At 71.6% G+C, this 14,936-nt stretch carries 15 protein-coding genes and 2 tRNA genes; 7 read left to right on the top strand and 10 right to left on the bottom strand.

Going from position 1 to position 14,936, the window contains the following annotated elements; genetic code table 11:
* Positions 1 to 104: 104 nt before the first annotated feature.
* Positions 105 to 578 (top strand): hypothetical protein, encoded by a 474-nt coding sequence (locus EPO13_04950; GenBank protein ID TAK70293.1) that lies wholly within the window; start codon positions 105 to 107, stop codon positions 576 to 578.
* Here the strand turns inward: EPO13_04950 and EPO13_04945 are convergent.
* Positions 493 to 2,856, bottom strand: coding sequence for a hypothetical protein (locus EPO13_04945; protein ID TAK70292.1), 2,364 nt, complete (start codon positions 2,854 to 2,856; stop codon positions 493 to 495). The two genes, EPO13_04950 and EPO13_04945, sit on opposite strands and share 86 nt — an antisense overlap.
* Positions 2,857 to 3,100: 244 nt before the next feature.
* Between EPO13_04945 and EPO13_04940 the strand changes: the two genes are divergently transcribed.
* The 3 genes from EPO13_04940 to EPO13_04930 all read left to right on the top strand — a co-directional run bounded on the left by EPO13_04940 (position 3,101) and on the right by EPO13_04930 (position 7,080).
* A complete protein-coding gene (locus tag EPO13_04940) occupies positions 3,101 to 3,592 on the top strand; it encodes a hypothetical protein (protein TAK70291.1) in 492 nt (163 codons plus the stop codon).
* Between the two features lie 210 nt (positions 3,593 to 3,802).
* Complete coding sequence (locus EPO13_04935; protein TAK70290.1) at positions 3,803 to 4,486, top strand: hypothetical protein; 684 nt, start codon at positions 3,803 to 3,805, stop codon at positions 4,484 to 4,486.
* 158 nt (positions 4,487 to 4,644) lie between these two features.
* A complete protein-coding gene (locus EPO13_04930; protein ID TAK70289.1) occupies positions 4,645 to 7,080 on the top strand; it encodes an EAL domain-containing protein in 2,436 nt (811 codons plus the stop codon).
* Between the two features lie 69 nt (positions 7,081 to 7,149).
* Here EPO13_04930 and EPO13_04925 read toward each other — a convergent pair whose 3' ends face one another.
* On the bottom strand, positions 7,150 to 7,362 hold the full coding sequence (locus EPO13_04925) for a dodecin domain-containing protein (GenBank protein ID TAK70288.1): 213 nt from the start codon (positions 7,360 to 7,362) through the stop codon (positions 7,150 to 7,152).
* A gap of 95 nt (positions 7,363 to 7,457) precedes the next feature.
* On the opposite strand from EPO13_04925, the gene EPO13_04920 reads away from it, so the two are divergent.
* On the top strand, positions 7,458 to 8,000 hold the full coding sequence (locus tag EPO13_04920; protein ID TAK70287.1) for a hypothetical protein: 543 nt from the start codon (positions 7,458 to 7,460) through the stop codon (positions 7,998 to 8,000).
* On the opposite strand, the gene EPO13_04915 is transcribed toward EPO13_04920, so the two are convergent.
* Positions 7,997 to 8,242: a hypothetical protein gene (locus EPO13_04915; protein TAK70286.1), complete on the bottom strand. Its 246-nt coding sequence runs from the start codon at positions 8,240 to 8,242 to the stop codon at positions 7,997 to 7,999. The genes EPO13_04920 and EPO13_04915 overlap by 4 nt on opposite strands.
* A 520-nt stretch (positions 8,243 to 8,762) precedes the next feature.
* Positions 8,763 to 9,563: a hypothetical protein gene (locus EPO13_04910; GenBank protein TAK70285.1), complete on the bottom strand. Its 801-nt coding sequence runs from the start codon at positions 9,561 to 9,563 to the stop codon at positions 8,763 to 8,765.
* A gap of 133 nt (positions 9,564 to 9,696) precedes the next feature.
* Between EPO13_04910 and EPO13_04905 the strand changes: the two genes are divergently transcribed.
* Positions 9,697 to 9,790: transfer RNA gene (locus EPO13_04905), tRNA-Ser, on the top strand.
* Between the two features lie 245 nt (positions 9,791 to 10,035).
* A tRNA-Arg gene (locus tag EPO13_04900) sits at positions 10,036 to 10,108 on the top strand.
* A gap of 541 nt (positions 10,109 to 10,649) precedes the next feature.
* Here EPO13_04900 and EPO13_04895 read toward each other — a convergent pair.
* The 6 genes from EPO13_04895 to EPO13_04870 all read right to left on the bottom strand — a co-directional run bounded on the left by EPO13_04895 (position 10,650) and on the right by EPO13_04870 (position 14,883).
* Entirely contained in the window at positions 10,650 to 11,573 is a 924-nt protein-coding gene (locus tag EPO13_04895) for a cation transporter (GenBank protein ID TAK70284.1), read from the bottom strand.
* Positions 11,570 to 12,268 (bottom strand): hypothetical protein, encoded by a 699-nt coding sequence (locus EPO13_04890; protein ID TAK70283.1) that lies wholly within the window; start codon positions 12,266 to 12,268, stop codon positions 11,570 to 11,572. Before EPO13_04890 ends, EPO13_04895 begins: the two co-directional genes overlap by 4 nt.
* Complete coding sequence (locus EPO13_04885; GenBank protein ID TAK70282.1) at positions 12,265 to 12,666, bottom strand: ArsR family transcriptional regulator; 402 nt, start codon at positions 12,664 to 12,666, stop codon at positions 12,265 to 12,267. The genes EPO13_04890 and EPO13_04885 overlap by 4 nt, the downstream gene beginning before the upstream one ends.
* A gap of 90 nt (positions 12,667 to 12,756) precedes the next feature.
* The gene (locus EPO13_04880) at positions 12,757 to 13,878 is read right to left on the bottom strand and encodes a HAMP domain-containing histidine kinase (protein ID TAK70281.1); all 1,122 of its coding nucleotides are present in this window, start codon (positions 13,876 to 13,878) and stop codon (positions 12,757 to 12,759) included.
* Positions 13,875 to 14,564, bottom strand: a complete 690-nt coding sequence (locus EPO13_04875; protein ID TAK70280.1) for a response regulator transcription factor — start codon at positions 14,562 to 14,564, stop codon at positions 13,875 to 13,877. Before EPO13_04875 ends, EPO13_04880 begins: the two co-directional genes overlap by 4 nt.
* Before the next feature lie 43 nt (positions 14,565 to 14,607).
* A complete protein-coding gene (locus tag EPO13_04870) occupies positions 14,608 to 14,883 on the bottom strand; it encodes an SHOCT domain-containing protein (protein ID TAK70479.1) in 276 nt (91 codons plus the stop codon).
* Between the last annotated feature and the right edge of the window lie 53 nt (positions 14,884 to 14,936).

Genomic DNA, 14,936 nt, shown 5'->3' with positions numbered 1-14,936 from the left:
CACCGAACCGGCCGCCTAGTTACCAGCGGGTAACACCATGATGCTACTCGTCGGTAACAACCGCAAGCCGCCGGCGGACTACGCCGGCAGGCCACAATGCCGTCGTGAGCTCGCGTGCCTCGGCGACCCCGGTACCGCCCCCGGCCAGCGCCGTCGCCCGGTTCCGAGACGTGCTGCGGGCGGGAGTCGTCAGCGGCCTGACAGCGGCGCTGCTCTGCCTGGCGCTGTACGGCGTCGGCCTGCTCATCGGCATCGACTACGAGGTGGCGACGCCGGGCGGGTTCGGGCCGGGTGCGGTAACCGCCGTGACCATCGTGGTCGTGACGCTGGCTGCCGCACTGCTCGGTGCGGCACTCGGCGCCCTGGCGCTGGGCCAGCGCCGCGGCGGCACCATCGTGCTGGTCGTCGGCACGGTGGTCTTCGGGGTGTCGCTGGCCTCACCGCTGTTGCAGCCGGCGTACGTCAGTGCCGCGACCCGGTTGTGGCTGGCGCTCATGCACCTGGTGACCTACCTGCTGGTGGTGCCGGCTGTGGCACGGGTGGTGTCGGACGCCGATCCTCCCCCACGTCCTCGGTAGCAAGCAGCCGGGCACGCGCCACGCAGTGCTCGCCCAGCCACGCCAGGTGGGCCAGCCAGTCGCGGGCCCAGATCGCGCCCACCACGGCTCGGGCTCGCCGCCGCTCGTCGCCGGTACCGGCACCGGTGTCGTCGCGCAGCGCGGCGACGACGGCGCTGCGGATGGTGCGCGAGGCGCCATCCGGTACCGCCCCCTGGTCCGGCGGCGCGGCTCGGTTCGGTAGCGCCGTCCGGTCCGGCGCGTCGACGGGGTCCGGCGGGGCGGCGCCGGCCAGTACCGCCGCCGCCTCCTGCAGCAACCCGTCGACGTCGTCGGCACCGGCAGCCAGCGCGGCCGCGGCTCCGGGGACGCCGGCCGGTGCCCACCCCAGTTGCCGGGTGGCCGTGATGAGGTCGGCGGCGGTGACGACGTGGCTCGCCGTCGTGGCCATCCGGGCCCAGTCGTCGGCGTGCTGCAGCCCCGGGCCCCGCTGCATGAGAGCCAGGTCGAACGTCTCGGTCGCCTGGGCGACAGCGGCAGTCGCGGTCCGCCGTACGTCGTCGTCCGGGGACGGCTGCCGGCCGAGCAGGCCGTCGAAGGCCGCCCGAAGGTAGCTGTCGCTCGCCCGGAGCCCGCGGGCCATCGACGCGCGCAGTTGACCGGCCACGCCGCGCGGCCACAGCAACATGCCGACGACCAGGCTGACCGCGGCCCCCAGCACGATGTCGACGAAGCGCACCACGCCGGTGTTCAGCTGCGGCGGATAGTCCATGAGGCCGAACAGCACGATGACGAACAGCGTGAAGCCGGCCTGCCCGATGGTGAACGAGATCGCGGCCGGTGCGTACGCCGCGGCGAAGGCCGTCACCGGAAGCGCGATCAGCAACGCGACGTCGTGATCGCCGACCAGCAGGATGCCGAGGGTGCCGAGCCCGAATCCCAGTGCCGTTCCGCTGATCGCCTGCACCGCAGTCCGTCCGGTGCCCAGCACGTCGAAACGCAACACCGACAAGGTGCCCAGGACGACCCAGAAGCCGTGCTGCACACCGCTCAGCAGAGCGACGGCCATCGCCAGGGCCAGACCCAGGCCGGCTCGTAGCGCGTTGCGCAACCAGGGCGACCGGAGGCTCAGCTGCGCTCGCAGGATCTCCGCCGCGCCGGGGACGGGCAGTGAATCGGCGCCGTCCAGCATCGGGCGTCCCCCCAGCGACACCGCGACCCGGTCGGCGACCAGGGTGCTGAGCATCGAGGTCACCCGCAGCGGGTAGGCCGCGGCGAGCCGGTCGACGACCGCGCCCGGGGCCGTCGTCGTCTGCGGCCCCATCGCACCGGCGACCCAGGCTTCGGTGCGATCCCGGTGGCGGCTTCGCGCGGCTGCCAGTCCGGCGACGTCCGGCAGCTCCGGCCGGCCGTCCAACGAGGCCGCGGCGCGCTCCAGCAGGGCCGCGGTGTCGGTGGCCAACTCCGCGTCGGCGGCGGTCGACGGCGGGTCGGCGGCCGCAGGCGTGTCGGCGCGACCGCGCAATGCCCAGTGCAGGAACGTCTTCAGCCGATGCAGCTCGTCGACCAGCTGCATGAGGGCCCGTTCGTGGACCGTGGCACCGGCTGGCCGGAACGGCTTGCCGGCGTACTGCTGGTCGACCCCGGCGACCGCCGCGTCGAGCTCGGTCAGACCCTCCTCGACCACGTCACGGTCCGCGGTTCCCGCGGGCGCGGCGGCCCACCGGGCGCGGACCACCGTCGCGAGGGACCGGCACGCGCGGGCGGCCTGCCGGCGTAGTTGGCTGCGTCGGTTCACCGGCCACAGCACGACCGCACCGACGGTGGCCATCGCCGATCCGACCGCCCATCCCAGCAGGAACTGCGGCAGCTCGGCGATCGGTTGCTGCAGCGTGACGGGGATGACGAAGCCCAGTTGCAGCGCCGGGCCGGCCGCAGCGACGTACCCGCGCAGCATCGCCGAGTACGAGACCACGAAGCCGACTCCGAACGCGGCGATCACGGCGACCGGGAGCGACCCGGAGACCACCTGGCCGAAGGCGACCACGCCCAGACCGACCACCGAGGCGACCGCGTACGCGAGGAATCGCCGCCGCAGCGGGCCACCGAAGTCGGCGAACACCAGCAGGGCGAACGCGGAGAACGCACCGAACGTCGTCGCGGCGGTCGAGCCCACTCCGTAGCGCAGCAGCAGGAACGCCGCGGTCAGGACGACGGCGACCCGCAGCGCCCGGCGCAACACGGTCCGGCCGGGGTCCGCGACGTGCGGTGATGGGAGCCGGGGAGTCCGAAGGCGCACGCGGCGATCCTGGCAGTCCGGCCGCGCCGGTGGCTCAGCTCACGCGGTTCAGCAGGCTGAACCCGGTGCCGCCGGTGATGCAGGTCTGCAGGACCAGGTCGGCGGCGAAGTGCGGCAGCGCGCCGGACCGACGGTTCAGGGTGCGGTGTGCGGTGACGACGTACGTGCCCTTCGCCGGACCGCTCGTCACCTGGACCCGTTGCCCGACAGGGACGGCGGCGAGCCAGGAGAAGCCGCAGTAGTCGTGGCCGGCCAGCCACAGCGGCCGCTTCCACCACAGCACCAGCCGGCAGGCGTCGATGGCCGCCTGCGAGCCGGGCGCGACGACGTACGACGAGATGACGCGGGTCCGGACCTCCGGCTGCGGCACGGTGGTCGCGGCGGTCACCGTGCCGGACTTCGCCTTTCGGGTGACCGACGGCGTGGCCGGCGTTCGAGTGGCGGCCGCCGTGGTGGCGCGCGACGGTGCCGGGCTGGCCGACCCGGCAGCGCTGGGTGCGGCCGGTGCCGTCGCGGCCGGCGTCGCGGCTGGTGCGGTCGAGTTCGGTGCGGTCGGTCCTGCCGTGGTCGCGGTTGGTGTCGGGACGGGCTCCGGTGCCGTGCCGCCGTTCGCCGTGCCGCCGTTCGCCGTGCCGCCGTCCGTTGGGGTGCCCGGGATCGAGCCGGCCACCGGCCGGATCCCGGCGGCGGTGCTCGCCCCGACGGCGGAACCGTCGTCGTACGCCGGACCCCATGACGCGGTCGCCATGGGTGCGGCGAGCGCGGCCACGGCCAGCGCGATCGGCACCGCGGCCCACAGCCGGCGGCGTCGCGAGGGGTTTCCGTTGGGCGACATCCCTTCTGGTGTCGTGATCCGGCAGCAGGTTCTTGACCCGGCGATCGGGTGACATCGGTTGACGCACCGTCACCGTGCTCCGGCCCGGCACCTCCCGCCTACCCTGAGCGGATGACCGGACCAGCCACCACCGGGCGCGACGCGCTCGGCGTCCCCGGACCGACGCAGCCGAGTTCGGCGGGGGTGCGGCTGCTGGCGCGAGTGATCTTCGCGGTCACCGGGCTGATCAGTGCGGTGTCGCTGGTCGTTGACGGGGTGCAGACCGCCCGGCTGTACGGCGCTGGCCGGCCCCTGCAGGACTACTTCTCGTACTTCACGGTGCAGAGCAACATCATCGTCGTCGTCTGCTGTGTGGTGCTGGTCGCCGACCCGGCCCGTGACGGTCGGATCTGGCGGGTGATCCGGCTCGATTCGTTGCTGTGCATCGCTGTGACCGGGCTGGTGTACGTCACGGTGTTGCGCGGCGACTCCCACCCGCAGGGCAGCTTCTACTGGACGAACATCGGGCTGCACTACGTGACACCGACGCTGGTCGTGGTCGGCTGGCTGCTGGTGGGACCGCGCCCGCGGATCAGCTGGCTGACGATTCCGTGGGCACTGATCTATCCGTTGCTGTGGCTGGCCTACACGCTGATCCGCGGCGCGCAGCTGCAGTGGTACCCGTACCCGTTCATCGATGTGACCGCCCACGGCTACGGCCAGGTCGCGGTGAACTGTCTGGCCGTCACGGTCCTGTTCGTCGTGTTGGGGCTCGTGCTGCGACTGCTGGACCGGGCGCTGCCGGCGGTGCCGTGAGGGCGGTTGCTCCGTTCGGGTGACCGGACGATGCCGTCGCGCGGCCGTCGGCTGCGGACGGGGCCAGGGTTGGGGGCGTGCCGACGAATCCCGCCGTGCGGCACGACCGGGGGACACCGGGCACGAGTCGGGGCCCTCGACGTTCCCCGGGAGGTGAAGTGGGCGCCCTCACCACCGACGTGGTTCCGATCGATCTGGCGACTCGGGTCTTCGAGGTCGCGCTCGACAGCGCGCCGATCGGCATGGCGATCGTCGCCCTCGACGGCCGATTCACCCGGGTCAATCGGGCGCTGTGTGAACTCACCCGATATCCCGAACAGGACCTGCTCGGCCTGACGTTCCAGGACATCACCCACCCCGACGACCTGGCCGCCGACGTCGCGCTGGTGCACCAGTTGGTCGCCGGGACGATCCCGCGCTACAGCCTTGAGAAGCGGTACCTCCGCCGCGGCGGTGCCGTGGTCTGGGTGCACCTGCACGTCGCGCTGCTGCGCGACGAGCACGGCACGCCGGTGAGTTTCATCAGCCAGATCGAGGACATCACCGACCGCCGCGCTGCCCGGCAGTTGCTGGAAGCCTCCGAGGAGCGGTTCCGCATGCTGGTCGAGCACGCCAGTGATGTGCTCGTGCAGACCGACTCCCGCGGCGGTATCGGCTGGATCTCCCCGTCGGTCATCGCGGTGCTGGGATGGCATCCGGTCGACCTGCTGGGCCGGGTCGTGGACGACCTGGTGCACGGTGACGACCGGGTCCGGCTGAGCGTCGCCCGCGATCGTGCCCACGAGGTGGGGCTGGGCCGCACCGAGATCCGGGTGCTCAGCGCGACCGGTGACATGCGGTGGATGTCGTTGGGGGCGACCGCCTTGGCCCGGCCTGAGCAGGAGGCCGACCTGCTGCTCACGCTGCGCGACGTGCAGGACGAGGTCACCGCGCGCCAGCAGCTCGAGGCGTCCGAGGAGCGGTTCCGCCGGACCTTGGACGGCGCCCCCAACGCGATCGCCGTACTGGACCTCGACGGTCGCTTCCGGTCGGCCAATCCCGCGTTGTGCGTGCTGCTGGACCGGCAGGAGAGCTGGCTGCAGGAGCGGCGTACCTGCGACGTCGTGCACGCCGACGACGTCGAGGCAGATCGCTGGGCGATGGGCCAGCTGCTGGCCGGCGACGAGATGCACCACACCGGAGAGCAGCGCCTGATGCGCGCCGACGGCGCTGTGCTGTGGATCCGCCGATCGTTGTCGCTGATGCGGGACACCGACGACCGCCCGATGTTCTACGTCTGGCAGGCCGAGGACATCACCGCGACCAAGCACGCGCGTGAAGCGTTGGCGTTCCGCGCCTTTCACGATGTCCTGACTGGTCTCGCCAACCGCGCCCGAGTGCAGGACGACCTGCAGCGGGCCGTCGCCGAAGCCCGGGTCTCCGGCGGTACGGTCGGGGTCCTGTACTGCGACCTGGACAACTTCAAGGTGGTCAACGATTCCCTCGGGCACGCCGCCGGCGACCAGGTGCTTGTCGCTGTCGCCGAACGCATCCGCGGCTCGGTACGCAACGGTGACACGGTCGGCCGGATCGGCGGCGACGAGTTCGTCGTGGTGCTGCGCGGGTTGCGAGCTGCGGCCGACGCGCAGCTGGTCGCCAGCCAGGTCACCGACGCGGTTTCCCGGGAGGTCGTTGTCCGGGGCCGTCGCATCGTGCCGACCACGAGCATCGGCGTGGCGGTCAGCGATTGCAGTAGCGACGCCGAAGACCTGTTGCGCGACGCGGACATCGCGTTGTACCGCGCCAAGGGAAACGGCCGGGCGAGGTGGGAGGTCTTCGACGACCAGATGCGTGCCGAGGCCGTCGCGCGGCTGACCGTCGAGGACGAGTTGCGGGGGGCGCTGGACCGCGACGAGCTGGTCGTGCACTTCCAGCCGATCGTGCACCTGCAGTCCCGGCAGGTGCGCGCGTACGAAGCACTGGTGCGCTGGCACCATCCAGACCGCGGGCTGCTGTCCCCGGCCGACTTCCTGCCGGTCGCTGAGGACAGCGGCCTGGTCGTCCCGATCGGCACAGTCGTGCTAGAGCAGGTCTGCCGATTCCTGGCCCACCGGCGGAACTGGCCCGGCTACGTCACGATGAACGTGTCGGCCGTGCAACTGTCCCGGCCGGACTGTGCAGCGAAGATCACCAACGCGCTGGCCCGCCACGATCTCGCGCCGCAGCGGCTGGTCCTCGAGGTCACCGAGAGCGCCGTGCTCAACCTCGCCCCAGCGGCTCGTGCGGATCTGGAGATGCTGACCAGCCACGGCGTCCGGCTGCTCATCGACGACTTCGGCACCGGGTTCTCGTCGATCGCTCAGCTGCGGGACCTGCCGGTCCGCGGCATCAAACTGGACCGCAGTTTCGTCGCCGACCTCACCGACGGGGACAGTCCGGCGAACCGGTTGGCGGAGGGCCTGGCGGGGCTGGCCCGCGGACTCGGTCTGGTCGGGGTGGCCGAGGGCGTGGAGACCGAGGAGCAAGCCTCGATGCTGCACCTGCTCGGCTGGGACCAGGGCCAGGGCTTCCTGTTCGGCCGGCCCGAGGCCGACGAGCGGTGGCCGATCGACTGAGCCGGACTGCTAGAACCTCAGCGGTCCCGAAGGATCCGGTGTTCGCCGAAACTCCGGCGGTAACGCCGGCTAGGCGTCTTCGAGCCGGAAACCCAGTTTCAAGGTGACCTGGGTGTGATCGACGCCGCCGTCACGGATGTAGCCGCGGATCTCCTGCACGGTGAACCAGTCGAGGTGCCGAACCGTCTTCGCGGCCCTGCTGACAGCGTTGCGGATCGCGTCGTCGACACCGTTCGGGGACGTGCCGACGACCTCGGTGACGCCGTACGTACGACTGGACATGGCGGGTCCTCTCTGTCCGGCGGCCCCGCGGGCCGCGGCGGCACTGCTGTGCCTCGGCCCGATCCTCCCGCTACGGTGCGCTGCCGCTGCAGCGGGTGGAGGTGATCGACGTGCGGACAGTGGCGACACGGTTGGCCACCGACCTGGCCCTGATGGTCGGCTGGAGCGTCGTGGTGGGTGCCACCGCCCCGCGGTGGCCGCGGGCGATGGTCGATCACGACCACACCGTGCTGCGACTGACTCGTTGGGACACACCGCAGAACTACCGCCGCCTGCCGGTGGCCTGGCTCGGCAGGACCGTGCCGGACGCCGGCACCTGGTTCGGTGGCCGGTCGAAGACGCGGCTTGCGGGCAGCTCGCCGGCGGCCCTGACGGCATACGCCGTGGAGGCCAGGCGCGCCGAACTGGTCCACGTCCTGTGCGCCGCGGTAGCCGTGCCGTTGGTCACTGCCGAGCTACGGCGGAGCCGGTCCGCGGCCCTCGTCGTCGGCCTCGTCGCGGCGGCGGCCAACGTCCCCTGCTGGCTCGTCGTCCGTCGTAACCGGGTCCGCCTGGCCTCGATCGAGGCCAGGCGGACCGGTCCTGTCGCTCATTCGGGCCAGCGGTCTGGCGGCCGGACGAGGCGAGCCGGCGGCTAGGAGACCTGCAGCTGGAACAGGGTTCGCTTCGACTCGTGCGTCTCGACCTCGAACAGCCCAGGCTGGTCGGCTTTGAACGTGATGACGGCCGGATTCCCCGGCCGGACCGTTTCCTCCACGTCGTAGCCGTGCAGATGCACCTCGTCCACGACGTCGCTGTTCACGGTGAGCCGTACGGTCGAGCCGAGCGGGACGTCGTACCGCTTCGGTGCCGGGTTCACCTTCCCGTTCGCGACGGTCACGGACAGGTCCAGGCCGAACGCGCCGGTCGACGACGTGCTGGGCGCCGGGCTGCTCGACGATGGCCGGCTCGATGACGATCCGGTCGAACCACGGGAAGGCGAGCCGCTCGGGGTGCTGGCGCTCGGGGTGGTGACGCTCGGACTTCCGTTGGGGGGCAAGGAGGACGCCGGGGGCGCGCTGGCGAGATCCGTCGGAGCGCTGGAGCAGCCGGCCAGGACGAGGACCCCGGCCGCGAGGCCGCCGAGGGCAAGGGCGGCAGTACGCCGGGCTGCCCGCCGGCGCGGTGGGGTCGGGGGCTGGAACGCGGCGGCTGTCGGTCGCGACGGGGTGGTCGCCCGTCGAGAGGTGGCCGGTCGGGACGGGGTGGCTGTCGACCGAGACGGGGTGGTCGCCCGTCGAGAGGTGGCCGGTCGGGACGGGGTGGCTGTCGACCGAGACGGGGCCGGCGTACCGGAGGTGGGCGCATGGGTTGGCAGGGACGTGCGTTGCATCACGATGGACTTCTCCTCAACAGCAGGGCTACGGGTACGACGTTGCCGTCGCTGCCGGAGGTCCCCGCCGCCGCACATTCGTGAGGCCGGCCCACGGCGCGAGCGGACGCGGGCCGGACGTCGGTACCGCAGACCGGCTCGTTTCACCGGCAGCGCAGAGCCGGAAGTCGGGCAGGACCCGCAGCCGCGTCGCCAGCAGCCGGAGGACGGCAGCGGTACGGCGTTCGCCGAGGGCAAGCCAGAGGCCGACTGCCGCCGCGGCCAGCAGGTGCGCGGCGAGCATGGGGAGCGCGGCCGGGGTGAGGTCGGCTGCCAGATGGGCTACCGCGTCGGCGAACGGCCGGCGTTCCGGGAGCGCTCCGGCCAGCCCGGCGAGGTCGAAACTGTCGGCGAGAGTGCCCGGTACCGCGGCGACGCCGGTCGCCGCCCCCGGTGCGTGGACGTGGACGATCGCCTCGCCGTGACCGCCCGTGGCGGTGAAGACGGCATGCAGCAAGGTCTGGCCGCCGACGACCAGACCCACCAGGCGCGGCACCGAGCCGGGCCGGCCCAACAGCGGTACGGCGAGTCCCGCGGCGATGCCGGCCAGCAGCATCAGTCCGACCGGGCCCGGCAGTGCGCCGCCCGCGGTGCCGTGGGCGATTGCGGCCAGGCCGACCACCAGCGCGCCGACCACGCTGGCCCGTACCGCGCGGATCCCCAGCCGGCCGGTGGTCGGCGGCCGTGCCGTTCGGACGTCGGGATTCGGCGTCGTACGGACGCCGGGACTCGGTGTCGTTCGGACGTCGGGAGACTGAGCGGATCCTGCGGTCGTGGCGCAGGCGCTCATGGCGGTGAGCGTAACCGCGCCCGGGCGGCGACGGCCGTCGACGACGATCGGCGTGGGGAGGAGTGGCTGCGGGCTCCGGTACCCTGTGCCCGCCGACGGCGGCTCGGTCGATCGACCGGCCGCAAAGACGCACGGAGGCGTCGCCTAGTCCGGTCTATGGCGCCCGCCTGCTAAGCGGGTTGGGGTCTCAAAGCTCCTCGCGGGTTCAAATCCCGCCGCCTCCGCCATGCCCGTCTGCGGTCCGGCCGATCCGGTACCCGGGCCGCCACGGCTGCCGCCGTACCGCGTCGTAGCCGCGCCCCGCACCTTCGCGGCGGAGGCGCTTGGAGCGGTCGCCAGCTGCAGGGCGGGGAGCTGGTGGCCCGAGGGGCTTCGGCCGGCCGCCCGGGACCGCCCGTCTGCGACGTGCATCGGACGGCAGGGCCTCCGGCCTGCTGCGATATGCTCCCCGCCGGCCCTTCGCAGGTGCCACGCGCCCGTAGCTCAACGGATAGAGCATCTGACTACGGATCAGAAGGTTAGAGGTTCGAGTCCTCTCGGGCGCGCGTTGTTTGAGACAGCAGCACGACTAGGCCGGCCGCACCGACGGGTGCAGGCCGGCCTCGTTGTTTCCGCAGGTCAGCGGCTCGCTGCGCCGCGACACGAGCCCGCCAAAACGGCGGGCTCGCGCAACCGAGCAGTCTGCGCTCGGCACGCTTCGGGAAGCCTCCAAGATCAACTTTGAGCCATGTCAGCTATGCCGTCAGCTATGGGCGCGCCAACGTCGCCGCTCCGAGCCATGTCAGCGGGTGGCGGGAGACTGCGACACGTGCGCAGGCTGGCCGGATGCGAGCGACTGCAATGTGCGCTCGCTACGGCGTGCCGAGGGCTGGTGGGCAGGGCCCGACGGGAGGCGCTACTCGTGTTCACCATCAACGACAAGCGACGCAGCCTGCCGCTCGAACTCCTCCAGGTACTTGCTCAACGCCGGCATAGCGTCCTCGTTCCCTGGCTACAACCAAGTCTGAATGCGTCCGGCCCGCTGGAGTCACTTCAGAGTTTCGTTTGTGGGCAGCGGATCTCTCATGGCCGTGTGTCGGTTCCGCGTCAGGCGTGGGTCCGGAACTCGTGGTCGGCGTGACCGGCGGGTTCGAGCTGGAAGGTGCAGTGCTCGACGTCGAAGTGCTCGTCCAAGCAGTCGGCGAGGGCGTCGAGGATGCGCGCGGCGCCACCATCGGCGAGCACGTCGTCGGCGACGACCACGTGAACCGACAGGACGGGCAGGCCCGAGGTGAGCGTCCAGGCATGCAGGTCGTGGGCGCCGCTGACACCGGGGATGCCCAGGATGTGCTCGCGGACGGCGGCCATGTCGACGTTCTTCGGCGTCGCCTGCAGGAGGACGTCGACGGCCTCGCGCAGCAGCGTCCAGGTGCGCGGCAGGATCATGAGCGCGACAGCCACCGACGCGACGACATCGGCACGCAGCCACCCGGTGGTCGCAATGACCACGGCGGCAATGATGACGGCGACCGATCCGAGCATGTCGCCGAGGACCTCGAGGTAGGCGCCCTTGAGGTTCAGGCTCTCCTTCGCCCCGTCGCGCAGGACGAGCAGCCCGATGATGTTGGCTACCAGTCCTACGGCGGCGAAGGCGAGCATCAGCCCGCCCTCGACCTCCGGCGGGGCGTTCCACCGCTGCCACGCCTCCCACAAGATGTAGACAGCGACGCCGAAGAGCAGCACGGCGTTGACGACCGCGGCCAGGATCTCGAGCCGGTAGTAGCCGAAGGTCCGCTCCGGCGTCGGGGGCCGCGACGCGAACGTGACGGCCAGGACCGCGAGCAGGATGCCGGCGACGTCGGTGAACATGTGACCGGCGTCCGCGAGCAGCGCGAGGCTGCCGGTGACATGGGCGCCGATGAGTTCGGCGACCAACACGGTCGAGGTGATGCCCAGGACGATCAGCAGCCGCTTGCGGTGCATGCCACCGGCGCTGATCGACGGGCCGTGGCTGTGGTCGTGGCCGCTCATGACTGGCATCCGTCGTCGTCGCAGTCGCAGGTCTCGGCATCAGTGACACCGGGCAGGGGACCGCAGGCGCAGGCGTCGCCGCGCCACGCGTCCCGGCCTTCCTTCATCGCGAGTCCTGCCACGACCAAACCGACAAGCGGGTCAGCCCACCACCAGCTCAGTGCGGAGTTCAGCAGCAACCCGAGAAGGAGGACGGCGGACAGGTAGGTGCAGAGCAGGGTCTGCTTGGAGTCCGCGACGACGGTCGTCGACCCGAGTTGGCGGCCGGTGCGACGCTGCGCCCAGGACAGGAACGGCATCACGATCAAGGACACCGCCGCGAGCACGATGCCGACCGTCGAGTGCGCAGCGGCCTCACCGCCGGCGAGGGACCTCAGCGACTCGAACGTCACGTAGCCGGCCAGAGCGAAGAACGAGACGGCGATCAACCGCAGAGCCTGGCGCTCGCGTGTCTCGGGCATCCGGCGCCGGAACTGCCACAGGATGATCAGCCCCGAGGACATCTCCACGATGGAGTCGAGCCCGAAACCGACCAGTGCGACCGACGACACGACCACCCCGGCCCCGATCGCGACCACGGCTTCACCGGCGTTGTAGACGACTGACGCTGCCGCCAGGAGCTGGGCACGGCGGCCCAGCGCCGTGCGCCGCTCCGGTGTGAGTGCCGGGAGGGTGACGTCCGTCGCCGAACTCATCGGGCAGTGCCCTTCCCGTAGCGCGGGCACAGCACCACTGCGTCGCCGGTCGCGGCCAACAGCCGCTCGGCCGCCGTCAGCACGCCGAGGACCTCTGGTTCAACCGTGAGGGAGTACACAGACGCACGGCCCTCGGCCCGCACCTGCACCATCCCGCAGTCCAACAGACAGCGCAGGTGCGCCGACACCGTCGACTGCGCCAACCCCAGATGATCCGTCAGCTCCACGACCTTGTGCTCACCGAGCATCAGGTGGCCCAGGATCGCGAGGCGCGACACATCGCCCAGACCACGGAACAAGCTCGCCGCGGCAACCAGCGACCCCGTCTCGGCCACCCAGGGATCCGCCGCATGCGCGGACTGGTTCGAAACAGCGACTGAGGGCGCTTTCATCGTCATAGAACGATGCTATCCCTCTGCACCGCCAGCGCGTAACTCTGCGCCGAGCGAGCGAGAAGATCGGATCCCCGTCGCGGATTGCGGTTCGGGTCAGCGGCCGGAAGTCGTGGGCAGAGTGAGGGTGAACGTGGCGCCGCGTCCGGGTCCGGCGCTGGCGGCGTCGAGGCGGCCGCCGTGGTCCACGGCGATGGCTCGGGCGATCGTCAGTCCCAGTCCGCTACCGGACCCGTCGCTGCTCGAGCGAGAGGTGTCGACACGGTGGAACCGGTCGAACACGAGCGCGAGCTGGTCGGTGGGGATGCCCTCCCCGGTGTCGGATACCTGCACCGTGACCGCCCTGCCGGGCCCGCTGCCAGAGATGGCGGTGGCCACCTCGACGCTCTCCCCTGGCGGTGTGTGGCGCAGGGCGTTGTCCAGCAGGTTCGCCAGCACCTGAGCGATGCGCCCGCGGTCCGCGTCCACGTCGAGCCCGGAGTCTGGCCCGCTGTAGGTGAGGGTGACGCCCTTGGCCTGGTAGCGGGGTTCCGCCGCGGCGACCGCGGCTTGGGCGACTTCGGCAACGTCGACGTCGGCGAGGACCAGGTGCAGCGCGTGCTCACCGGCCGCGGCGGCTTCGCGCAGGTCGATCGAGAGGCGCCGCAGCCGGGACACCTGGTCGCGCATGGTCGCGTAGGCGTCCGGTCCGGTTTCCACGACGCCGTCCTCGAGACCGTCGATGTAGGCCTCGAGGGTTGCCAATGGGGTGCGGACCTCGTGCGCGAGGTCGGCAAGCAGGCGGCTGCGGCTGATCTCGGTGTCGGACAGGCGGGAAGCCATGTGCGAGAACGCGGTGGAGAGGTCGTCGAGCTCGGTCGCGAACGACGCGTCAGGCACGTCGATCGCGTACGTGCCTGCGGCGACCGCGGCGGCCGCGGTTGCGAGGTCCTCGACGGGGCGGGACACCCGGCGCACGATCACCCACGACACCAGTCCCGCGGCCAGCAGCGACGCGAGCGTCGCCAGGGTGATGGACACGGCGGTCGCGGAGGCGAACGCCTGCTCGGCGTGATCGACGACGGCTGGGGAGTCCTCCCCGGTCATGGCGAGGTGGTCGTGGAACAGGCCCGGTGCGATGAGCGCGGTCGCTGCGAGCAGGGTGAGCGCACCCACGGCGATGACCAGTGCCTGTGCCGTCATGAGCCGCGTCGCCAGGCGCGGCAGCCGCCGGGTCATCCGTCGCCCAGGCCGTAGCCGACGCCGCGGACGGTGCGCACGTAGCGGGGCTCGGTGGCGTCGTCGCCGAGCTTGCGGCGCAGGTGCCCGATGTGGACGTCGACGAGGTGCTCGTCGCCGTACCAGTCCGCACCCCACACCTCGGTGATGAGCTGGCGGCGGGAGAACGCAGCGCGCGGCCGGTCTGCCATCGCGGCGAGCAGGTCGAACTCGGTTCGGGTCAGGTCGATCGGGGTCCCGGCGACGGTGACCTTGCGGGCCTCCGCGTCGATCGTCAGGTCGCCCAGCACGGTCACCGCCGGGTTGACGGGGACGGCGCGGGGTCGGCGCAGCATCGCCCTTACCCGCGCGATGAGCTCGCGGGGGGAGAACGGCTTGACCAGGTAGTCGTCCGCCCCGACGGACAGCCCGACGATCTTGTCGATCTCCTCGTCGCGAGCAGTGAGCATGATGATGTACGCGTCGGTGAACCCTCGGATGCGTCGGCACGCCTCGACGCCGTCGAAGCCGGGCAGCATCACGTCCAGGACGATCAGGTCCGGTCGGTGCTTCTGGGCGAGAGCGACGGCGGTCGGGCCGTCGTGGGCCTGCAGCGCGGTGAACCCTTCATGCTCGAGGTAGCCGGCGACGACGGTCGCCAGCGCGACCTCGTCGTCGACGACCAGGACGGTCAGCTGCTCCCCCATGGGGGTCCTCCTCGGGCGGTGCGCCCCGCCACGCTACCTGCGGTCACGAACGCGTTGGGGTGTCGCCGACGACGGTGCCCGGGGCGCTGCCCTCGAGCAGCCGGCGCAGCCGCGCGTACTCCTCCGCGTCGATCGCGCCCGACGCCAGTCGCGCATCGAGCGTGGCCCGGGGTGTCGCGACCGGGTGCGTCCCACTGCCGCGGGGCGCCATCAGGCGAACTGCGGCCCAGATGGCGAGGCCGATCAGCGCGGCCCAGAACAGCGTCATCAGGCTCATCGCGGCCCAGCCGCCACCGTTCCAGCCGGTGCTCCAGTTCATCATGTCCGTGCTCCTTCCGTGCGAGTCACGACGAGTGTCGGTCCCGCAGATGG

The sequence above is a fragment of the Actinomycetota bacterium genome (assembly GCA_004297305.1).
Lineage (GTDB): Bacteria > Actinomycetota > Actinomycetes > S36-B12 > FW305-bin1 > FW305-bin1.
This window is presented reverse-complemented; position numbering and strand designations above follow the sequence as displayed.